The organism is Aeromonas bivalvium, assembly GCF_046078285.1.
GTDB lineage: Bacteria > Pseudomonadota > Gammaproteobacteria > Enterobacterales > Aeromonadaceae > Aeromonas > Aeromonas bivalvium.
In genome coordinates, this window is the sequence record NZ_JBGXBV010000004.1 from 13,333 (window position 1) to 33,791 (window position 20,459).

The 20,459-nt window shown below is 63.2% G+C and carries 21 protein-coding genes; 20 read left to right on the top strand and 1 reads right to left on the bottom strand.

All coding sequences use genetic code 11. From position 1 onward, the window contains the following. Positions 1–115: 115 nt before the first annotated feature. Complete coding sequence (locus ACEUCR_RS11055) at positions 116–1,138, top strand: CNNM domain-containing protein (protein ID WP_392444396.1); 1,023 nt, start codon at positions 116–118, stop codon at positions 1,136–1,138. A gap of 66 nt (positions 1,139–1,204) precedes the next feature. Next, positions 1,205–1,696, top strand: a complete 492-nt coding sequence (locus tag ACEUCR_RS11060) for a TIGR00645 family protein (protein ID WP_111873876.1) — start codon at positions 1,205–1,207, stop codon at positions 1,694–1,696. 156 nt (positions 1,697–1,852) lie between these two features. On the opposite strand, the gene rimO is transcribed toward ACEUCR_RS11060, so the two are convergent. After that, positions 1,853–3,181, bottom strand: a complete 1,329-nt coding sequence (gene rimO / locus ACEUCR_RS11065; RefSeq protein WP_392444398.1) for a 30S ribosomal protein S12 methylthiotransferase RimO — start codon at positions 3,179–3,181, stop codon at positions 1,853–1,855. 224 nt (positions 3,182–3,405) lie between these two features. On the opposite strand from rimO, the gene befA reads away from it, so the two are divergent. From befA to flhA, 18 genes are all read left to right on the top strand, one after another. Continuing rightward, positions 3,406–4,185 carry a beta cell expansion factor BefA gene (gene befA, locus ACEUCR_RS11070; protein WP_408790148.1) on the top strand — a complete coding sequence of 260 codons (780 nt, stop codon included), beginning with the start codon at positions 3,406–3,408 and terminating at the stop codon, positions 4,183–4,185. Positions 4,186–4,318: 133 nt separating this feature from the next. After that, the gene (locus ACEUCR_RS11075) at positions 4,319–4,693 is read left to right on the top strand and encodes a hypothetical protein (protein ID WP_041997809.1); all 375 of its coding nucleotides are present in this window, start codon (positions 4,319–4,321) and stop codon (positions 4,691–4,693) included. 158 nt (positions 4,694–4,851) lie between these two features. After that, complete coding sequence (gene fliE / locus ACEUCR_RS11080; RefSeq protein WP_041997821.1) at positions 4,852–5,169, top strand: flagellar hook-basal body complex protein FliE; 318 nt, start codon at positions 4,852–4,854, stop codon at positions 5,167–5,169. Between the two features lie 44 nt (positions 5,170–5,213). After that, entirely contained in the window at positions 5,214–6,914 is a 1,701-nt protein-coding gene (fliF, locus tag ACEUCR_RS11085) for a flagellar basal-body MS-ring/collar protein FliF (protein ID WP_408790151.1), read from the top strand. After that, on the top strand, positions 6,907–7,968 hold the full coding sequence (gene fliG, locus ACEUCR_RS11090) for a flagellar motor switch protein FliG (RefSeq protein ID WP_111872842.1): 1,062 nt from the start codon (positions 6,907–6,909) through the stop codon (positions 7,966–7,968). The genes fliF and fliG overlap by 8 nt, the downstream gene beginning before the upstream one ends. A 119-nt stretch (positions 7,969–8,087) precedes the next feature. After that, on the top strand, positions 8,088–8,888 hold the full coding sequence (gene fliH, locus ACEUCR_RS11095) for a flagellar assembly protein FliH (RefSeq protein WP_408790154.1): 801 nt from the start codon (positions 8,088–8,090) through the stop codon (positions 8,886–8,888). Positions 8,889–8,915: 27 nt separating this feature from the next. Beyond that, complete coding sequence (gene fliI / locus ACEUCR_RS11100; RefSeq protein WP_392444400.1) at positions 8,916–10,247, top strand: flagellar protein export ATPase FliI; 1,332 nt, start codon at positions 8,916–8,918, stop codon at positions 10,245–10,247. Between the two features lie 40 nt (positions 10,248–10,287). Continuing rightward, a complete protein-coding gene (gene fliJ, locus ACEUCR_RS11105; protein ID WP_111872844.1) occupies positions 10,288–10,728 on the top strand; it encodes a flagellar export protein FliJ in 441 nt (146 codons plus the stop codon). Positions 10,729–10,817: 89 nt separating this feature from the next. Further along, positions 10,818–12,602, top strand: a complete 1,785-nt coding sequence (locus ACEUCR_RS11110) for a flagellar hook-length control protein FliK (RefSeq protein WP_408790157.1) — start codon at positions 10,818–10,820, stop codon at positions 12,600–12,602. 56 nt (positions 12,603–12,658) lie between these two features. Further along, positions 12,659–13,177, top strand: coding sequence for a flagellar basal body-associated protein FliL (fliL, locus tag ACEUCR_RS11115; RefSeq protein ID WP_111872846.1), 519 nt, complete (start codon positions 12,659–12,661; stop codon positions 13,175–13,177). A 7-nt stretch (positions 13,178–13,184) separates the two neighbouring features. Beyond that, a complete protein-coding gene (fliM, locus tag ACEUCR_RS11120) occupies positions 13,185–14,255 on the top strand; it encodes a flagellar motor switch protein FliM (RefSeq protein WP_041994013.1) in 1,071 nt (356 codons plus the stop codon). A gap of 42 nt (positions 14,256–14,297) precedes the next feature. Beyond that, positions 14,298–14,693: a flagellar motor switch protein FliN gene (gene fliN, locus ACEUCR_RS11125; protein WP_041994010.1), complete on the top strand. Its 396-nt coding sequence runs from the start codon at positions 14,298–14,300 to the stop codon at positions 14,691–14,693. After that, entirely contained in the window at positions 14,690–15,067 is a 378-nt protein-coding gene (gene fliO, locus ACEUCR_RS11130) for a flagellar biosynthetic protein FliO (RefSeq protein ID WP_041994007.1), read from the top strand. Before fliN ends, fliO begins: the two co-directional genes overlap by 4 nt. After that, positions 15,054–15,827, top strand: a complete 774-nt coding sequence (gene fliP / locus ACEUCR_RS11135; RefSeq protein WP_041994004.1) for a flagellar type III secretion system pore protein FliP — start codon at positions 15,054–15,056, stop codon at positions 15,825–15,827. Before fliO ends, fliP begins: the two co-directional genes overlap by 14 nt. Before the next feature lie 10 nt (positions 15,828–15,837). After that, the gene (gene fliQ, locus ACEUCR_RS11140; protein WP_041993999.1) at positions 15,838–16,107 is read left to right on the top strand and encodes a flagellar biosynthesis protein FliQ; all 270 of its coding nucleotides are present in this window, start codon (positions 15,838–15,840) and stop codon (positions 16,105–16,107) included. 19 nt (positions 16,108–16,126) lie between these two features. Then, positions 16,127–16,924 (top strand): flagellar biosynthetic protein FliR, encoded by a 798-nt coding sequence (fliR, locus tag ACEUCR_RS11145; protein WP_111872847.1) that lies wholly within the window; start codon positions 16,127–16,129, stop codon positions 16,922–16,924. Between the two features lie 56 nt (positions 16,925–16,980). After that, a complete protein-coding gene (gene flhB, locus ACEUCR_RS11150) occupies positions 16,981–18,111 on the top strand; it encodes a flagellar biosynthesis protein FlhB (RefSeq protein WP_041993993.1) in 1,131 nt (376 codons plus the stop codon). Positions 18,112–18,350: 239 nt separating this feature from the next. Then, positions 18,351–20,453, top strand: a complete 2,103-nt coding sequence (gene flhA, locus ACEUCR_RS11155; RefSeq protein WP_408790160.1) for a flagellar biosynthesis protein FlhA — start codon at positions 18,351–18,353, stop codon at positions 20,451–20,453. Positions 20,454–20,459: the final 6 nt, after the last annotated feature.

The following is a 20,459-nucleotide window of genomic DNA, read 5'->3' on the forward strand; positions in this document are numbered from 1 at the left end:
TGGTTGAAAATAAATTTCTTTTTAATTTTTTCCAACCGAGATATTCGTTGCGTCGCCCCCTTGAATGTCGCTAGAATCTTGTCAATTAAAACTACGCGAGGTCCATTCCCGTTTCATGAGTCTACTTATAGCATTCGCTGTATTGTCTATTGGCGTTTCCTTTCTATGTTCCATCCTGGAGGCAGCCCTCCTCTCGATTACCCCCAGCTACATAGCCCAATTGAAGCTGTCCAATCCCAGGCTTTATGAGCGCATGCGCCTGCTGAAAGACAAGATAGATCAGCCATTGGCTGCCATTTTGACCCTTAATACGGTTGCTCATACCGTTGGCGCCACCGGGGTCGGCGCGCAAGTGACCATTGTTTTTGGCGATGGTTATCTGGGGATTGCGTCTGCTGTCATGACTGTGCTGATCCTGGTGTTGTCAGAAATAATGCCCAAATCCATTGGCGCTCGCCATTGGCGTACATTGGCGCCGATCTTGCCTGGATTGTTGAATGGCATGATTTTCTTGCTGAAACCGTTCATCTGGATTTCCGATCAGGTGATGAAATTGTTCGGTGCCCATACTCCGGAACATGACATACGGCAAGAAATAAAGGCACTTGCGATGCTTGGCCGTGAGATGGATAAACTCGATGAAGATGAGCAGCGCACAATTGCCAATATTCTGGACCTTCATGAAACCAGTGTCCGAGATATTATGACGCCGCGTACCGTGTGTCAGATTGTCAGCCCGGACATGACGGTGGCCGATTTTGCCAATCATGCTCATGCCAGTCGTTTTTCTCGTTACCCCGTGATTGATAAAGATGAAAATCCGCTAGGGTTGGTATTTCGTTATGACGTGATAAACGCAGACCATGCAGAGACGGTATCCAGCCTGGTCAAGCCGGTTACCATAGTGACGGACAAGGTGAGTGTTGAAAGTGTCATGAGCCAGTTCATGCAAGAGAGACAGCATATGTTTCTTGTGTATGACGAATACGGTACCTGGCTGGGCTTGGTGACGATGGAAGATGTTATCGAGACCATCATTGGCAAACCCATTATGGACGAGACGGATGAAATCCCCAATATGAGGCGTTTTGCCAAGCGGCGCTGGCAACACAGAATGAAGCATATCAATGAAGATTAATGGGCACTCAGATCCCAATGATGTATCACCCACTTGTATCATCTGACAGGTTATAGATATTTATTTATGGAACGTATTTTTGAAAAGCTGATGTATTCCTCACGCTGGATCATGGCCCCCATCTATCTTGGCCTGAGCCTGATCCTGCTGGCATTGGGTATCAAATTCTTTCAGGAGATACTGCATGTCCTGCCCAATATTCTGACGATCCGCGAGGTTGACCTGGTGCTGGTCACCCTGTCGCTTATCGATATCGCCCTGGTGGGCGGGCTCATCGTCATGGTCATGTTCTCGGGCTACGAGAACTTTGTTTCCCGACTGGATGTGGGGGAGGGAGAGGACAAGCTGGGCTGGCTCGGAAAACTGGATGCGGGTTCCCTCAAGAACAAGGTGGCCGCTTCGATCGTTGCCATCTCATCCATTCATCTGCTGAAGGTGTTCATGAATACCGAGAACATCCCGAATGACAAAATAAAGTGGTATCTGCTGATCCATGTCACCTTCGTCCTGTCAGCCTTTGCCATGGGCTACCTGGACAAGATCACCAAGGGAAAATGATGGCGGCGGGCTCATGCCGTCGGCAGTGGGGCTGAGCCGGTTTGCCCCTTCGCCAATGCAGCGCCTTGAGGTCAATCGACATGCATTGAAAAAGCCAGCCCGTTTTCACGGGCTGGCTTTTTTGCTCTCCCCTGCCGGGCAGGGGCGTCAGTGGTCTCAGCCTACCAGGCTGGCCCACAGATCGTACTCGTCCGCCTCGTCGATGCGGACCTTGACCATGTCGCCGGGCTTGAGGCCGGTCTCGCCGTTCAGGTAGACCAGGCCGTCGATCTCGGGAGCATCGGCGGCGGAGCGGCCGGTGGCACCCTCTTCGTCCACCTCGTCGATCAGCACCAGCATCTCCTTGCCCACCTTGCGGGCGAGCTTGCGGATGGAAACCTGCTGTTGCAGCTCCATGAAGCGCTGGAAACGCTCTTCCTGGACGTCTTCCGGCACAGGATCCGGCAGCTCGTTGGCCTTGGCACCCTCGACCGGGCTGTATTTGAAGCAGCCAACCCTGTCCAGTTCCGCCTTGTCGATGAAGTCCAGCAGCATCTGGAACTCTTCTTCGGTCTCGCCGGGGAAGCCGACGATGAAGGTGGAGCGCAGGGTGATCTCGGGGCAGATCTCGCGCCACTTCTGGATCCGCTCCAGGGTGCGCTCGACGGTGCCTGGGCGCTTCATCAGTTTCAGAATGCGCGGGCTGGCGTGCTGCAGCGGGATGTCGAGGTAAGGCAGTACCTTGCCGTCGCGCATCAGGGGGATGACGTCATCCACGTGGGGGTAGGGGTAGACGTAGTGCAGGCGCACCCACATGCCGAGCTTGGCCAGCTCTTCGCACAGGGCCACCATGCTGGTCTTGACCGGCATGCCGTCGTAGAAACCGGTGCGGTGCTTGACGTCGACGCCGTAGGCGGAGGTGTCCTGGGAGATCACCAGGATCTCCTTCACGCCGGCCTCTTTCAGGCGCTTGGCCTCGGCCAGCACCTCGCCGATGGGGCGGCTCACCAGATCCCCGCGCATGGAGGGGATGATGCAGAAGGTGCAGCGGTGGTTGCAGCCTTCGGAAATCTTCAGATAGGCGTAGTGACGGGGGGTCAGCTTGACGCCCTGGGCCGGCACCAGGCTGGTGAAGGGGTTGTGGGTGGGTTTTTCCACGTATTTGTGGACGTGGCCCAGCACCTCTTCATAGGCGTGGGGACCGGTGATCTCGAGCACCTTGGGGTGGATCTCGCGGATCTGGTTCTCTTTGGCGCCGAGGCAGCCGGTGACGATCACCTTGCCGTTTTCGGCCAGGGCCTCGCCGATGGCTTCCAGGGACTCCTGTACCGCGCTGTCGATGAAGCCGCAGGTGTTGACCACCACCAGCTCCGCATCGTCATAGCTGGGCACCACGTCGTACCCTTCGGTACGCAGCTGGGTCAGGATGCGCTCGGAATCGACCAGGTTTTTGGGGCAACCCAAGGAGACGAATCCTACTTTGGGGGCCTGTTTTGTGTTGGACATCGCTCAATCACTCTTAGGTGGCTCTCTTATAAGGGCGCGGATTTTACCGGAATGGCTAACCAAAAACTATACAGCGGGCGCACCTGCGCAGAACAAACTTTGTGGTGGGGCCAGCATGACGACCTGGCGCGTCCCTCGGGTCGGCACCATGAGCCCGGGCTTTTCCGGTTTCAGTCAAATCTGCTACTGTGACCCAGGGCTTATCACGGGTGATGGAGAGCAAGATGAAGATTCGACTCCTGGTCATGACAACGGCACTGGCATTGGCCTCGACCCCAACGCTGGCGGATTGGGCCAAGGTGAAGGAGGCTGCCGCCGAGCTCGGCAGCGCGGTGAGCGAGACCAGCAAGGAGGCGTGGCAAGACGTCACGGATTTCTCCAAGCAGACCTGGGACTCCGTCTCCCGGTGGGGAGAGGAGACCCTCAATACCGCCGGGGAGTGGACCGACAAGAGCGTGACGACCGGCAAGGCGTGGCTGGAGACCGCCGACAAGAAGCTCGATACCATGCTCGAACCCAAGACGCCGGCCGAGGCGAGAACCGCCCTCGATACCATGGCCGACACCGCCCTGGTGCGGCTGTTCAACGAGCAGCCCTCTGCCAAGTTGTTGTTTGACCAGGCTTATGGCTATGCGGTGTTTGACTCGCGCAAGTTCTCCCTGATGATCCACACCAATCAGGGGTCCGGGGTAGCGGTCAACCGTCAGGACGATAGCCGTACCTATATGAAGATGTTTGGCGCCGGCCTGGCCGCCGGGCTGGGGGGCAAGTTCTACCAGCAGGTGATCCTGTTCGAGGACAAGGCCAGGTTCGATGCCTTCGTCAATCAGGGCTGGGAGGCCACCTCCGAGGTGGGGGCCGTGGCGGGCAGCGAGAGCGCCGAGCTGACGGCCAAATACAATGGTGGCATGGCCATCTATCAGATCGGCGAAAAGGGGCTGCTGCTCGATGCCAATATCTCCGGCTCCAAGTACTGGCTCGATGACGATCTGAACAAGGAGTAACCGCCCGGGCTTTGCGGGAAATTTTTCTTGTATCATATTGAAATGCGGTCTGTTTAAATGACGCGACTCGCAGTAGAAGAGGGCCTTGCGCCCTCTTTTTCATGGGCGGGGTCGACAAGACAAGGAGAGCAAGATGGCACAGGAACCCGCATCGACCGGACGGGATGCCACCTCGGGACAGCAGACAGAGTGGGACAGGCAGAGCATCTACCTGCGCCTGCAGGAGGGAAGCCCCACCGTCTTCTGGGTCCGGGGAGAAGAAGCCGTTCCCCTCCAGCCCCGCCCCGATCTGTTTGACCATGAAGGGGGTTTTGGCTGGGGCCGGGAGAGTGACGACTGCATGGCCCTGGCGGTCGCCATCGTCGCCAGACTGGTGGAGATGGGGTTGGTGGACCCGGCGCAACAGGATGCCAAGGGCCGCTATCTCCACCACGAGGTGCTGGCCAAGCTGCCCGCCGACGAACCCAGGGATCTGCACCTCAGCTATCTGAGGCTGCTGCTGGGCTAGAGCCCCACCCATGCCGGCGATGGCCGTGGGGCCGGGGCGACCCCTCTGCTCGCCCTGCCTGGCGCCCATCTGAGACTGGTTGACGCCCTCATCACTCCTGGTTGGCACCTTATTTGCTTAAGTGATGCCAGCGTCAATGATTTGTCTGGGGAAGGATGATGGAAATAAGTGCAAGCAGCCTGATGCAAGAGATGCAGGCCCTCAAGGTTGAAGCGGGGATCCCGGCCATCAGCCAGCCGGCCGGTCAGGTCAGCTCGGATTTTGGCCAGCTGCTGCAGCAGGCCCTCGGCCACGTCAACGGCCTGCAGGGGAATGCCAACGATCTGCGCACCCGGCTCGACATGGGCGACAAGTCGGTGGATCTCTCCGATGTGATGATCGCCGGCCAGAAAGCCTCCATCGCCTTCGAGGCAACGGTGCAGGTGCGCAACAAGATGGTCGATGCCTACAAGACCATCATGAACATGCCGGTATAAGGGTGCGCATGCCGCGACCCGACCAGAAGATAAGGACCTGACCTGTGGCGAACGAACAAAATGGCGACCTGCTGATCAATCACGAGGGGACCAGCGCCCTCGATGAGCATGAACAGAAGAGTTCCGCTCTGGGGTTCCTCTCCAACAGCGATGTGCTGCGTCAGATCACCCTGATCCTGGGGCTGGCCATCTGCCTGGCCATCGCCGTCTTCATCCTGTTGTGGGGCAAGGAGCCGGAGATGCGGCCCCTTGGCACCTACAACACCGAAGAGCTGGTCGCGACCCTGGATTACCTGGATCAGCAGAAGATCCCTTATCAGGTCGAGGGCCGGAGCGTACTGGTCAGCGCCGAGAATTACGGCGACATCCGCTTGCGCCTGACCCGGGCCGGGCTCGGCACCAGCAGCGTCAGCAGCAATGACGGTGAATCCATCCTGCTCAAGGACTCCAGCTTCGGGGTCAGCCAGCGCATGGAGGCCGAACGCCTCAAGCTCAGCCGCGAGCGTCAGCTGGCGAGCGCCATCGAACAGTTCCAGAACGTGGGCAAGGCCCAGGTGCTGCTGGCCATTCCCAAGGACAATGTGTTCGCCCGCAACGAGCGCAAGCCCAGTGCCACCGTGGTGCTGACCCTCAAGGGCAGCGCCCTGGGACAGGGAGAGGTGGACTCCATCGTCGACATGGTCGCCTCCGCGGTCCATGGCCTGGAGCCGACCCGGGTGACGGTCACGGATCAGAGCGGCCGTCTGCTCAACTCCGGCTCCCAGGATCCCGTCTCCGCCCAGACCCGCAAAGAATTTGCCATGCAGCAGAAGCAGGAGCTGGAGTACAAGCAGAAGATAGACGCCATCCTGATCCCCGTGCTCGGCATGGACAACTACACCGCCGAGGTGGATCTCGCCCTGGACTTCTCCCAGCAGGAGCAGACCCGCAAGACCTACAACCCCGACCTGCCCGCGGTGCGCTCCGAGATGACCCTGGAGGAGAACAGTGCCAGCGGCGCCAATGGCGGCGTGCCCGGCTCCCTCTCCAACCAGCCTCCCGCCGCGTCCGGTATTCCGGAGAAGGCGGAAGGGGGCGAGGGCAGCACCAGCGCCGGCCGCTCCCGCAAGGAGGCGACCCGCAACTATGAGCTGGACACCACGGTCAGCCACACCCGTCGTCAGATGGGGGGCATTCGCCGCATGACGGTGTCGGTGGCGGTGGATTACAAGTCGGTGACCGGCGCCGATGGCGCCGTCAGTCGCGAGCCGCGCAGCCAGGCCGAGATAGACACCTTGCGCCGCCTCATCAGTGGCGGCCTGGGATTTGACGTGACCCGGGGCGACAGCCTGGAGGTGGTCGCCATCCCGTTCAACCGCCCCGAGCTGGACGTGATGCCGGACCTGCCCATCTACGAGCAGCCCTGGTTCTGGCGCGCGGTGCGCATCGCCGCCTCCGTGCTGGTCATCATAGTGCTCATCGTCACCGTGGTGCGACCCATGCTCAAGCGCCTGCTCTACCCGGATGTCAAACCCGAGAGCGAGCTGGATCTGGACAACAGCATAGTGCTGGGTGGCGACGACGAACTGAGTCTGCTGGCGGCCCAGGCCGAGGCCGAGCCCATCTTCGGGGTGCGCGATGGTCATCTGAAACTGCCGGATCTCCATCGGGATGAAGACCTGCTCAAGGCAGTGCGTGCCCTGGTGGCGAACGAACCGGACTTGGCCGCTCAGGTCATTAAAGAATGGGTAACCAAAGATGCCTGAAGAGAATAAGAACCAAGTGACCGGCAACGACATCAGCGACGGTCAGCGCCAGATCCTCGACCAGATGTCGGGGATAGAGATGGCCGCCGTGCTGATGCTCAGCCTCAACGAGGAGGATGCCGCCCAGATCTTCCGCCACCTCGAACCCAAGCAGGTGCAGCGGCTTGGCATGTCCATGGCCTCCATGTCGGATTTCAGTCACGACAGGGTGGCGGCGGTGCATCGTCAATTTATCGACGACATCCAGAAGTACACCAACATCGGCATCGGCAGCGAAGACTTCGTGCGCAAGGCCCTGGTGGCGGCGCTCGGGGAAGACAAGGCCAGCAACCTGGTGGATCAGATCATCCTGGGGTCAGGCGCCCGGGGTCTGGACTCCCTCAAGTGGATGGATGCCCGCCAGGTGGCCAGCATCATCCAGAACGAACACCCCCAGATCCAGACCATAGTGCTCTCCTATCTGGAGCCGGAGCAGTCCGCCGAGATCCTGAGCCAGTTCCCGGAGCAGGTGCGCCTGGATCTGGTGATGCGCATCGCCAACCTAGAAGAGGTGCAACCGGCGGCACTGCAAGAGCTCAACGACATCATGGAGAAGCAGTTCGCCGGCGCCGCCGGTGCTCAGGCGGCCAAGATGGGCGGCCTGAAGGCGGCGGCCAACATCATGAACTACCTGGACACCAACGTCGAAGGCCAGCTGATGGATGCCATCCGCGACTCCGACGAGGAGATGAGCCAGCAGATCCAGGACCTGATGTTCGTGTTCGAGAACCTGATCGACGTGGACGATCGGGGCATCCAGACCCTGCTGCGGGAAGTGCCGGGGGATCTGCTGCAACGGGCCCTCAAGGGCTCGGACGACCAGATGCGCGAGAAGATTTTCAAGAACATGTCCAAGCGGGCCGCCGAGATGCTGGCGGACGATCTGGAGGCCATGGGCCCGATCCGCGTCTCCGAGGTGGAGGCGGCCCAGAAGGAGATCCTCTCCACCGCCCGCCGTCTGGCGGATGCCGGCGAGATCATGCTGGGGGCCGGTGGCGGCGAGGAGTTCCTCTAAGCCTGTGTCCGCAAGCGGGGCTGGCCTGCGCCGAGGCCAGGCGGGGATGGGGTGACGACGGCGTGATGCAGAGATCGCCCGTCCCGATGAAGGGTGTCAGATGGGAGTGCCTCTAGAGCATGAATGACAAGAACAGCAAGCTGCGCGGCTACATGCGGCCGGATACGGCGGGCACCCAGATCGAGACCTGGGGCTGGCCGGAGATGGAGGTGGCCGCCGAGGTCGAGACCAATGCCCTTGGCCTGACGCCGGACTGGTATCGCCAGGAGGAGGAGACGGTGCCCGAGGAGCCGGCGCCCGAGCCCGCCCCCAGCCTCACCGCCGAGGAGCTGGAGGCGATCCGCCAGGCCGCCTGGGAGGAGGGCATGGCCGAGGGCCAGGCCGCCGGTTTTGCCAAGGGGCTGGAGGAGGGCAAGCTCGAGGGTCTCAAGCAGGGTCACGAGGCGGGCATGGCCCAGGGCAAGGAGGAGGGGCTGGCTCTGGGCCGCGAGCAGGTGGAGCAGGAGCAGGCCCACTGGCGCCTGCTCGCCTCCCGCCTGGCCGAGCCCCTGGCCGAGCTGGATACCGGGGTGGAGCAGCAGCTCATCGCCCTGGTGATGCAGCTGGCCCGGGCCCTGATCAAGCAGGAGGCGGTGACCTCGCCGGCCCTGCTGCTGGGCGCCCTCAAGGAGGGATTGGCCCTGCTGCCCGCCGTGCGCCAGGGGGTCACCCTTTCCCTGCACCCGGACGACATCCAGCGGGTGGTGGCGGCCTTTGGCGAGGAGGAGTGCGAGCGGCGCCAGTGGCGCTTCGAGAGCGATCCCACCCTGCTGCCCGGCGATCTTCAGCTTGCCACCGAACTCTCCAGCGTGGATCTGACCCTCTCGGGGCGCATCGACCAGCTGCTGCGCAACTTCCTGCGGGAAAACCAGCACGACTAGCCTGGGCCCCTTCATGAGGATCGAGTGATGAGCAACAGCCTTTCCCAACGACTGCAACGATATCGGGTCGGCGAGATCGCCCCCAAGACCCCGGTCGCCGGAAAGTTGACGCGGGTGGTGGGCCTGACCCTGGAGGCGGTGGGGTGCCGCGCCGCCATTGGCGCCCTGTGCCGCATCGACACCCAGGATGGCACCCTGGAGGCGGAGGTGGTCGGCTTCTCCGGCGATCGCCTCTACCTGATGCCGAGCGAACAGCTCAAGGGGGTCATTCCCGGCGCCCGTGTGGTGCCGGTCACCGAGGAGCATGGCATCCCGGTGGGCATGAATCTGCTCGGCCGGGTCATCGACGGCATAGGCCAGCCCCTGGACGGCCTGGGTCCCATCCTCGCCGCCCAGACGGTGCAATTTGCCCAGACCCGCATCAACCCCCTGGCCCGTCGCCCCATTCACAGGCCGATGGACGTGGGGGTGCGCGCCATCAATGCGGTGCTCACCGTGGGTCAGGGCCAGCGCATGGGGCTGTTCGCCGGCTCCGGGGTCGGCAAGTCGGTCCTGCTTGGCATGATGACCCGGGGCTCGGTGGCGGACGTGGTGGTGGTCGGCCTCATCGGCGAACGGGGCCGGGAGGTGAAGGAGTTCATCGAGGAGATCCTCGGCGCCGAGGGGCGCGAGCGCGCCGTGGTGGTGGCCGCCCCGGCGGATGCCTCCCCCCTGATGCGGCTCAAGGGATGCGAGACGGCGCTGGCCATCGCCGAGTATTTCCGGGATCAGGGGCTCAACGTGCTGCTGCTGATGGACTCTCTCACCCGCTATGCCCAGGCCCAGCGGGAGATCGCCCTGGCGGTGGGCGAGCCCCCCGCCACCAAGGGCTACCCGCCTTCGGTGTTTGCCAAATTACCGGCGCTGGTGGAGCGGGCCGGCAACGGCAACGACGGCCAGGGCTCCATCACCGCCTTTTTCACCGTGCTGACCGAGGGGGACGATCTGCAAGACCCCATCGCCGATGCCGCCCGGGCCATCCTGGATGGCCACATAGTGCTGTCGCGGGAACTCGCCGATTCGGGCCACTATCCGGCCATCGACATCGAGAAATCCATCAGCCGGGTCATGCCTCAGGTCACCTCGGCGGAGCATCAGGGGCTGGCACGTGCCCTCAAGCAGTACTACTCCCTCTATCAGCAGAACCGGGATCTCATCACCATAGGCGCCTACAGCCAGGGGGCGGATCCGCGCATCGATCGGGCCATCAATCAGAAACCTTATCTGGATCGCTTCTTGCAGCAAGGCATGCGCGAGGTCATCCACTACGACGATGGCCTGCAAGCCCTGCAACTGGTGGCCATGCCCCTGATGCAGTAATCCGGGGACCCGCCCCGCTTAGCGCCGCATGAGGTAGTCGATGAGCAAGGGATTGATGTTATTGGCCGAACGCCTCGAGGCGGCCGAGCAGCAGGCCGCCATGGCCCTGGCCAAGGCCCAGCAGGATCTCAAGCTGTTCATGCAGCAGCAGGATGCCCTCAACCAGTACCGCCAGATCTATCACCAGCAGTGGACCGACCGCGGCCTGCAGGGGATCAAGGCCCAGCAGAACGCCCAGTATCACGCCTTCATCAACAAGCTGGAACAGGCAGCGACCCAGCAGTACGAAGGGGTGCTGCAGATCCGCGAGGCCCTGGGCCAGCGGCGGGAGGAGTGGCTGGCGGCTCAGCAGAGGCGCAAGGCGGTGGCCCTGCTGCTGGACAAGCAGGCCGATCGGGCCCGGCAGCAGGCCCAGCGCCAGGAGCAGAAGATGCTGGATGAGTTCGCCCTGCGCAGTCGAACCCTGCATTCTGGCCTGTAACTTGCTTTCTCTTGTCCGATGGCGCGCCCAGGCGCGACCCCATCTCGATGCAACCAGGCCTTATCGGCGCCCAGACCCCGGAACCCAGGATGATGCAGACACTGTTGACCCCCACTTCCCCGCCGATCGGCGGTGACAAGCGTACCGCGCCAGGGCTGGCGGGGCCCGCTGACGGCGCCGTGCTGGACGGTGACAAGGCCGACTTTGCCGAGCTGATGAGTCAGTATCGGCACGGGGGCGACGCCGCCCCGGTCAAGACGCACGCCAGGGAGGGCGAGATCCCCCAGGCCGCAGCGGACACCCAAGGGGAGCCGGGCAGTTTGCCGGCAGTGGCCGGGCGTCAAGAGACTGACGCCGCGCAGGTGGTGCCCGAGGGCCAGGCCGACGACGATGACGGGCCCACCCCGGGCCTGCCCGGGGACGACGCCTCTGCCATCATGGCTGGCAATCCCTTCCTCGTTCACCTGCAAGACTCTCTCAAGCAGGACACCCGTCTGGTCGCCCCGGGCGAGTCCGCGAGCTCGGGGGATGGCAATTCCTTGCCGCCCGGTGCAGAGATCCCCGCAGCCAAGGGGGCTGCCCAGGCTGTTGGCGTGTCCAATGAGCCCAAATCCCATGGCCAGGACGAGGGCGCCGATGAGGCGGTCAAACAGACCCAGGGGGGCAAGGAGCGCCAGGGCGCCAAGGAGACCCTGGCCTCTGCCCTGCTCGCGGCAGCAGGGGACCATGAGGCCCTGGCCGGCGAAGGGGACGAGACCGTTGACGCGGATCCTGCCACCCGGCCGGGCGGCGCCATGACCACAGCACCCGTGACAGACAAGGGGGCCGAGCAGAGCAATCCCCGGGATCCGCTTCCCGGCTCGGGGCCCAAAGCGGGCCCTGATGGGGCGGTGAGCACCCCGGCCGATGCCTATGCCGCCGGCAATCGCCTCGCCCGGCAGTCGGACCAGGGGCAGCCTGCCGCCGACGGTGAGCAGGCCCTGACCCAGACCGAGGCGGCCCCTCGCCAGGAGACGGCAGGCAAGGAGCGGGCCGCGCCCCAGATGGCAGCCCAGGCTCCGGCGGCCTCCGGGGCGCAGCCGGCGGTGGCGCCGACCCTGGTGGCGCCCCAGCAGGTGCTGGCCCAGGCCCAGTCCCAGGGTAGCCAGGCCCCCCTGGCCAGCCTGCCCCAGGGCGGCGCGGCCGCGGCCATCGATGGCGTTGCCACCCAGACTCAGAAGGGGTCCCCCCTGGGGGCCAGGGGCCGGTTGGCGAGCCTGACCAAGAGCGAGGTCCAGGCCGCCGCCGAGCCGAAACGGGAAGAGGAGGCCCAGAGCACCGGCCAGCAGCCGACCCAGGCCGCGGTGGGCGACGCCCGCACTGGTACTGTGGCCACCGGCCAACCCAGGGCCGAGGCGGCCTCCTTGCCCCATCTGAAGCTGGCGAGCCAGGATGCCCCGGCCGAGCTGCAGCAGAGGGTCAACGTCATGCTGGCCGACAAGTTGCAGCAGGCGGAGATCCAGCTCGATCCCCTCGGCCTTGGCAAGATGAAGATCCAGATCCAGCTTGGTCAGGACAACCAGGCCAGCGTCAACTTCGTGGTACAACATGGCCAGACCCGGGAGATGCTGGAGCAGGCCATGCCCAGGCTCAGGGAGATGCTGGCGGGGCAGGGGCTCTCCCTCGGTCAGACCTCGGTGCAACAGCAGTCCCAGCAGCACTCCCAGCCCGGATCACAGCAGCAGGCCCAGGGGGGAGGCTTCTCCGAACAGGGGGGCCAGGGCCAGGGGGGCGAGGGTCGCCAGCCAGGCCGGCATGAGGGGGAAACCGGTGTCACCCGGCTCACTTTGTCCATGGATGCGGCAAACGAGAGCGGAATTGATTTCTATGCTTGATGCGCCCCAAGTTAAGTTTATGATATCGAACAAGTTTGATTGAGGGTGGACAAGAGATGGCAGACGATAGCGAACTGACGCTCCAGGATCCGGCGGCGGCCAGGAAAAAGAAGATGGTCATCATGGCTGCCATCCTGCTGGTGCTGCTCATCGGCGGCGGGGTGGCGACCTGGCTGCTGCTCTCTGGTGGCGACGAGGCCGCCAAGGCCCAGACCAGCGCCCAGGCCGACGGCCAGCCCCAGGATCCGGCCAGCCAGCCTGCCCTCTATGTGGGGATGCCGCGCCCCTTCGTGTTCAACGTGACGGGCCATAGCCGGGATCGGCTGGTGCAGATCAAGGTGCAACTGATGGTGCGCGGTGCCAAGGACGAGGCTCTCGCCAAGCAGCATGTGCCCCTGATCGAGGGAACATTGCTGCGGGTGTTCAGCGCCGCCAGCGCCGAGCAGCTGGTCACCTTCGAGGGCAAGGAAAAATTGCGCAATGACTCATTGGAAGAGTGCCGTCGGGTCCTCAAGGACCTGACCTCTTCCCCCGTAATCGAACAAGTGCTGTTTACCGGCTTTGTAATGCAGTAGGTGAAGCGTGAGCGATCTGTTAAGTCAGGACGAAATTGATGCCCTGTTGCACGGGGTCGACGATGTCGAAGAGGAGGAGATAGGGGCGGCCGGGGATCCTGGCATCACCCAGTTCGACTTCTCTTCCCAGGATCGCATCGTCCGGGGCCGCATGCCCACCCTGGAGCTGGTGAACGAGCGTTTCGCCCGCCACATGCGCATCAGCCTGTTCAACATGATGCGGCGCACCGCCGAGGTGTCGATCAACGGCGTGCAGATGCTGAAATTCGGCGAGTACGTCCACACCCTGTTCGTGCCCACCAGCCTGAACATGGTGCGCTTTCGCCCCCTCAAGGGGACGGCCCTCATCACCATGGAGGCCCGTCTCGTCTTCATCCTGGTGGAGAACTTCTTCGGCGGCGACGGCCGCTACCACGCCAAGATAGAGGGGCGCGAGTTCACCCCCACCGAGCGGCGCATCATACAGATGTTGCTCAAGCTGGTGTTCGAGGATTACAAGGATGCCTGGGCGCCTGTGATGGATGTGGGCTTCGAGTATCTCGACTCCGAGGTGAACCCGGCCATGGCCAACATCGTCAGCCCCACCGAGGTGATCGTGGTGAGCTCCTTCCACATCGAACTGGACGGCGGCGGCGGCGACTTCCACGTGGCCATGCCCTACTCCATGCTCGAACCCATCCGCGAGCTGCTCGATGCCGGGGTGCAGAGCGACAAGGGGGACACGGACGTGCGCTGGAGCAAGGCCCTGCGCGACGAGATCATGGACGTCAAGGTGGAGCTCAAGGCCAAGCTGCTGGAGACAGAACTCTCCCTGCGGGAGCTGATGGAGCTGCAACCCGGCGACATCATTCCGGTGGAGATGCCCGAGAACCTGCTGGTCTACGTGGAAGACCTGCCTACGTTCCACGCCAAGATGGGGCGCACCAAGGAGAATGTGGCGCTCAAGATTGTCGACAAACTCAAGCGACCGGACGGGGTCAAGACCGAGATGCACCTGGTCACCCGTGGCGGCGTGCGCATCGATGGCGAGGCCGAGCTCGAAGAGCTCGAGCGCAGCATCGATGATCCAAACCGATGACAGGCCAGGGGCCCGTCCAATCATGAACAGTAAGGAAGTAAGATGAGCACACCCGAAGACGAGCAGGATCTGATGGCCGATGCCTGGGCCGCGGCCCTGGAAGAGCAGGTCACCGCCGAGGTCAAGCCGGCTCCCCTCGAGGAGCTGAGGGACGATGCCCCCATCAGTGCCGAGGAGCGCCGCAAGCTCGACACCATACTCGACATCCCTGTGACCATCGCCATGGAAGTGGGCCGCAGCCAGATCAGCATCCGCAACCTGCTGCAGCTGAACCAGGGCTCAGTGGTGGAGCTGGACAGGGTAGCGGGCGAGCCCCTGGACGTGCTGGTCAACGGCACCCTGATCGCCCACGGCGAGGTGGTGGTGGTCAACGACAAGTTCGGGATCCGGCTGACCGATGTCATCAGCCAGATTGAAAGGATCAAGAAACTCAAATGATCCGGGTCGCTATCCTGCTGATGTTGCCGCTGCCCGCGCTGGCGCAGGCCAGTGCCGCGGCGCCGAGCCTCACCTCCTGGCTGCTGTCGAGCCTGATGGTCATCGGCCTCATCCTGGTGCTGGGGTTTTTGCTCAAGAAGAGCAAGCTGACCGCCCAGCTCGGAGGTGGCCAGATGAAGGTGATCGCCAGCCTGCCCCTCGGTTACAAGGAGAAGCTGCTGGTGGTCAAGGTGGGGGAGCAGCAGCTGCTGATCGGCGTCACCCCCCAGCAGGTCAATTTCCTCTATCGCCTGGAGGAGCCGCTCGATGAGCGTCAGCCTCAGGCCTTCGCCCAGCAACTGGGCAAGCTGATGGCACGCCATGACAAAGAGTAACGGGACCCACTTCCTCTCCGGGACGAGACGCTGGCCCTGGCTGTTGCTGCTGCTCTCGCCCCTGGCCCTGGCCCAGGATGGCATGTCGGCGGTGACCGTCACCACCCTGGCCGACGGCAGTCAGGAGTACAGCCTGACCCTGCAGGTGCTGGCGCTGATGACGGCCCTCTCCTTCCTGCCGGCCGTGGTCATCATGATGACCTCCTTCACCCGCATCATAGTGGTGCTCGGGATCCTCAGACAGGCCATCGGCCTGCAGCAGAGCCCCTCCAACCAGGTGCTGATCGGCATCGCGTTGTTCATGTCGTTCTTCATCATGTCCCCCGTGCTGGATCGCATCAACGAGGAGGCGCTGCAACCCTATCTGGCCGAGACCATCAGCACCCAGGAGGCGCTGGCCAAGGCTCAGCTCCCCCTGCATCAGTTCATGCTGGCCCAGACCCGGGTCAAGGATCTCAACACCTTCATGGAGATCGCCGACGTGCAGGTGGAGACCCCTGCCGAGGTGCCGCTGCGGGTGCTGATCCCGGCGTTTGTCACCAGCGAGCTCAAGACCGCCTTCCAGATAGGCTTCATGCTGTTTCTGCCCTTCCTGGTCATCGACCTGGTGGTGGCCAGTATCCTGATGGCCATGGGCATGATGATGCTCTCCCCCATGCTGGTCTCCCTGCCGTTCAAGCTGATGCTTTTCGTCATGGTGGATGGCTGGAACCTCATTCTGGGATCCCTGGCCAACAGCTTCGGCCTGGGCGCGGGATAAGGGAGGCGCCATGTCACCGGAAACCTTCGTCGATGTGTTTCGAGAGGCGCTCTGGCTGGTCACCATCATGGTGTGTGCCGTGATCCTGCCCAGCCTGATGGTGGGGCTGGTGGTCGCCATCTTCCAGGCGGCCACCTCCATCAACGAGCAGACCCTGAGCTTCCTGCCCCGGCTGGTGGTGACCCTGCTGGCCCTGGGGGCCGGGGCCCACTGGGGTTTGCAGAGCCTGATGGACTTCTTCGTGCTCATGGTGAGCCAGATCCCCGAGGTGGTGGGATGAGCGGCGCGGGGCAGGGGTCGTGACCTTCTCCAGCCAGCTCATCCTGGAGTGGCTCGCCTCCGTGCTCTGGCCCCTGGCCCGCATCAGCAGCCTGCTGATGGTGATGGCGGTGTTTGGCAGCAAGCTGGCCCCCATGCATGTGCGCATGGGGCTCTCGCTTGCCATCAGCTTCCTGATCGCCCCCCTGTTGCCCCCCATGCCCCAGGTGGCGCTCTTCTCCCTGGGCAGTTTCCTGATCCTCGGCCAGCAGATCCTGATCGGCGTGGCCCTCGGCCTGATGACCCAGTTCCTGATGGAGAGCTTCGTGATGGCGGGCCAGGTGATCTCCATGCAGACCAGCCTGGGGTTCGCCTCCCTGGTGGATCCCATGAACGGCCAGTCCGCCCCCGTGGTGGGCCAGTTCTACCTGATGCTGGCGACCCTGGTGTTCCTCGCCCTGGACGGTCACCTCATCATGCTGCGCATGGTGATCCTGAGCTTCGATACCCTGCCGGTGGGCGACGGTGGCCTCTCGGTCGCCTCCCTGCGCACCCTGGCGGGTTTTCTCGGCGTCATGTTCCAGGCGGCCCTGGTGATGTCTCTCTCCGCCATCGTCGCCCTGCTGCTCATCAACTTCGCCTTCGGGGTCATGACCCGGGCCGCCCCCCAGCTCAACATCTTCAGCATCGGCTTTGCGGTCAGCATGATCTCGGGGCTCTTCATCCTCTGGCTGACCATAGGCGGCTTCCTCGGCCACTTCGATGCCCTCTGGCAGCGGGTGCAGGAGACCAGCTGCCAGCTCATCGAGACCCAGTGCCTGGGAGGGGCCCATGGTTGAAGGGCGGGCATTGACCTTGGCCCTGACGGCCCCCTGCTCACGGGAGGCAGGCCACCATGGCTGATTCCGATCAGGAACGTACCGAACAGGCGACGGGCAAGCGATTACAGCAGGCCCGGGAGAAGGGGCAGATCGCCCGATCCAAGGAGCTGGGCACCGCCAGCGTGCTGCTGGCCGCCGTGTTCGGGCTGCTGATGGTCAAGGAGTCCCTGGCCACCGCCATGCTCAAGGTGATGACCATGGGCTTTACCCTGGAGCGGGAGCAGGCGTTCGACCCCAGCGCCATGTGGACCATGGTGCCGACCCTGGTCGGCGAGGTGGTGTTTCCCCTCGGTCTGCTGTTCGCCCTGGTGGCCCTGGCGGCCTTCATCGGCAATACCCTGCTCGGGGGCCTCAACTTCTCCAGTCAGGCCATGATGCCCAAGTGGAGCAAGCTCAGCCCCCTCGCCGGTCTCAAGCGGATGTTCGGGGTGCAGTCCCTGGTGGAGCTGGTCAAGTCCATCGCCAAGGTCCTGTTCATCACCCTGTTTGCCTGGTGGATGTTGTCGAGCCAGTTCGATCACCTGCTCAACCTCTCCCTGGAGGCCTTCCCCGGCGGCATCATAGATGCCCTCGAGCTGTTTCTGTGGATGCTGATCATCCTCTGCTGCGCCCTGCTGCCCATCGTCGCCATCGATGTCCCCTTCCAGAGCTGGAACCATGCCCGCCAGCTCAAGATGACCAAGCAGGAGGTCAAGGACGAGTACAAGGACTCCGAGGGCAAGCCCGAGGTGAAGGGGCGCATCCGGCGCCTGCAGATGGAGATGGCGGCGCGCCGCATGATGGGAGACGTGCCCAAGGCCGATGTCATCATCACCAACCCGACCCACTATTCGGTGGCCCTGCAATACGATCAGGGCAAGCCCGGGGCGGCGCCCAAGGTGCTGGCCAAGGGGGTGGACGAGGTCGCGCTCAAGATCCGCGAGATAGGCCGGGAGTACGAGATCCCCATACTGCCGTCCCCGGCGCTGACCCGCGCCATCTACCACAGCGCCGAGATTGGCCAGGAGATCCCCGAGGGGCTGTTTGCCGCCGTGGCCCAGGTGCTGGCCTATGTCTATCAGCTCAAGAAGTTCCGCCGTGGCCGGGGCCGTCGCCCGCAGCCCCTGGGCAAGGACCTGCCCATTCCTCCGGAATACCGCAAGTAACGCCAGGGCCGCAGCCCGCAGCCTCTTGGCAAGGACCTGCTCATTTCGCCGGCATACCGCAAGTCACGCCGGGGCCGCTGCCCGCAGCCTCTTGGCATCCCCCGCAAGCGCCCCATCAGGCCGCAGCTGACAAACTTCTGACACAGTCAAAATAAAAGCATTATAAATCAGCAAATTGCTTTATTGGCTCGATGTTTGCTTTAATCCCTCTCATCTGGGATCAAGAACTGAGAATCGACATGACAGTGCGGGCATCATTGGGCCGATTGAAAGCGTACCGCGGGATAGTGGGCAAGGGGCTCGGCACACCGCTGCTGGTGTTGGCCTCCCTCGGCATGGTGGTGCTGCCCATCCCGCCCCTGATGCTCGATACCCTCTTCTCCTTCAATATCGCCCTCTCCATCGTGGTGCTGCTGGTGGCCGTCTATACCCGCCGCCCCCTGGAATTCGCCGCCTTCCCGACCGTGCTGCTGATTGCGACCCTGTTGCGTCTGGCCCTCAACGTCGCCTCGACCCGGGTGGTGCTGCTGGAAGGCCACAACGGCGGCGACGCCGCCGGCCATGTGATCGAGGCGTTCGGCAACGTGGTGATCGGTGGCAACTATGCGGTGGGCATCATCGTCTTCCTCATCCTGGTCATCATCAACTTCGTGGTGGTCACCAAGGGGGCCGGGCGGATTTCTGAAGTCAGCGCCCGCTTCACCCTGGACGCCATGCCCGGCAAGCAGATGGCCATCGATGCGGACCTGAACGCCGGCCTCATCAACCAGGAGGAGGCGCGCAAGCGCCGCGCCGATGTGACCCAGGAGGCGGACTTCTACGGCTCCATGGACGGTGCCTCCAAGTTCGTCAAGGGGGATGCCATCGCCGGCATCATGATCCTCTTCATCAACATCATCGGCGGCTTCATCATCGGCATGATGCAGCACCAGCTCAGCTTCGGCGAGGCGGCAGAGGTCTATACCCTGCTCGCCATCGGTGACGGCCTGGTGGCCCAGATCCCCTCCCTGCTGCTCTCCATCGCCGCCGCCATCATAGTGACCCGCCAGAACACGGATCAGGACATGGGCACCGCCATGCTGGGCCAGCTGTTCGACAATCCCAAGGCCCTGGTCATCTCCGCCAGCATCCTGCTGATGATGGGGCTGGTGCCCGGCATGCCGCACCTGGCCTTCCTGAGCCTGGGCGGTGTGGCCGCGGCCGGGGCCTGGTGGCTGCTGCGCCGGGAGAAACAGAACCAGGCCAAGGCGGCCAGCGGTGAACTCTTGCCGGCCAACGGGGATGCGCCCGTGGAGCAGAAGGACTTGAGCTGGGACGACGTCATGCCGGTGGACATCATAGGCCTCGAGGTCGGCTATCAGCTCATTCCCCTGGTGGACAAGAGCCAGGGCGGGGAGCTGCTCAACCGGATCAAGGGGGTGCGCAAGAAGCTCTCCCAGGAGCTGGGTTTCCTGGTGCCGGCGGTGCATATCCGCGACAACCTGGATCTGGCCCCCAACCAGTACCGCATCACCCTGATGGGGGTGAGCACGGGGGAGGCGAACGTCTACCACGACAAGGAGATGGCCATCAACCCGGGCCAGGTGTTCGGCCAGATCCAGGGCATCCCCACCCAGGACCCCGCCTTCGGGCTGGAGGCGGTCTGGGTCGGCAAGGATCAGGTCTCCCAGGCCCAGACCCTGGGCTATACGGTGGTGGATGCCGCCACCGTGGTCGCCACTCACCTGAGCCAGATCCTCTCCAACCAGGCGGCCCTGCTGCTCGGCCATGACGAGGTGCAGCAGTTGCTGGACATGATAGGAAAACATCAGAGCAAGCTGGTGGAAGGGCTGGTTCCCGAGGTGATCAGCATGGGCAACCTGGTGAAGGTATTGCAGAATCTCCTCAACGAGGGCGTGCCTATCCGCGACATGCGCACCATACTGCAGACCCTGGTGGAATACGGGCCCCGCAGCCCGGATCCCGAGGTGTTGACTGCGGCCTGCCGCATCGCCCTGCGTCGCCTCATCGTGCAGGAGATAGCGGGTCCGGAGCCCGAGTTGCCCGTCATCACCTTGGCGCCAGAGTTGGAACGTATATTGCATCAATCCTTGCAGGCGGGTGGGGGCGAAGGGGCCGGCATAGAACCGGGCCTGGCGGAGCGGATGCAACGCTCCCTGCTCGAGGCCACCCAGCGGCAAGAATTGGAAGGTCAACCGGCGGTGCTTCTGACATCGGGGATCCTGAGAAATACCCTGGCCAAGTTTGTCAAGAATGCCATTCCAGGATTGCGCGTCCTGTCCTATCAGGAAGTACCGGATGACAAGCAGATCCGTATTGTCAGCGCGGTAGGGCAGCACTAGTTAGCG

Bases quoted from the DNA above. Each gene is read 5' to 3' on its own strand.
- ACEUCR_RS11055 (WP_392444396.1), top strand. From the start codon at position 116: ATGAGTCTACTTATAGCATTCGCTGTATTGTCTATTGGCGTTTCCTTT.
- ACEUCR_RS11060 (WP_111873876.1), top strand. From the start codon at position 1,205: ATGGAACGTATTTTTGAAAAGCTGATGTATTCCTCACGCTGGATCATG.
- rimO (WP_392444398.1), bottom strand. From the start codon at position 3,181: ATGTCCAACACAAAACAGGCCCCCAAAGTAGGATTCGTCTCCTTGGGT.
- befA (WP_408790148.1), top strand. From the start codon at position 3,406: ATGAAGATTCGACTCCTGGTCATGACAACGGCACTGGCATTGGCCTCG.
- ACEUCR_RS11075 (WP_041997809.1), top strand. From the start codon at position 4,319: ATGGCACAGGAACCCGCATCGACCGGACGGGATGCCACCTCGGGACAG.
- fliE (WP_041997821.1), top strand. From the start codon at position 4,852: ATGGAAATAAGTGCAAGCAGCCTGATGCAAGAGATGCAGGCCCTCAAG.
- fliG (WP_111872842.1), top strand. From the start codon at position 6,907: ATGCCTGAAGAGAATAAGAACCAAGTGACCGGCAACGACATCAGCGAC.
- fliH (WP_408790154.1), top strand. From the start codon at position 8,088: ATGAATGACAAGAACAGCAAGCTGCGCGGCTACATGCGGCCGGATACG.
- fliI (WP_392444400.1), top strand. From the start codon at position 8,916: ATGAGCAACAGCCTTTCCCAACGACTGCAACGATATCGGGTCGGCGAG.
- fliJ (WP_111872844.1), top strand. From the start codon at position 10,288: ATGAGCAAGGGATTGATGTTATTGGCCGAACGCCTCGAGGCGGCCGAG.
- ACEUCR_RS11110 (WP_408790157.1), top strand. From the start codon at position 10,818: ATGATGCAGACACTGTTGACCCCCACTTCCCCGCCGATCGGCGGTGAC.
- fliL (WP_111872846.1), top strand. From the start codon at position 12,659: ATGGCAGACGATAGCGAACTGACGCTCCAGGATCCGGCGGCGGCCAGG.
- fliN (WP_041994010.1), top strand. From the start codon at position 14,298: ATGAGCACACCCGAAGACGAGCAGGATCTGATGGCCGATGCCTGGGCC.
- fliO (WP_041994007.1), top strand. From the start codon at position 14,690: ATGATCCGGGTCGCTATCCTGCTGATGTTGCCGCTGCCCGCGCTGGCG.
- fliP (WP_041994004.1), top strand. From the start codon at position 15,054: ATGACAAAGAGTAACGGGACCCACTTCCTCTCCGGGACGAGACGCTGG.
- fliQ (WP_041993999.1), top strand. From the start codon at position 15,838: ATGTCACCGGAAACCTTCGTCGATGTGTTTCGAGAGGCGCTCTGGCTG.
- flhB (WP_041993993.1), top strand. From the start codon at position 16,981: ATGGCTGATTCCGATCAGGAACGTACCGAACAGGCGACGGGCAAGCGA.
- flhA (WP_408790160.1), top strand. From the start codon at position 18,351: ATGACAGTGCGGGCATCATTGGGCCGATTGAAAGCGTACCGCGGGATA.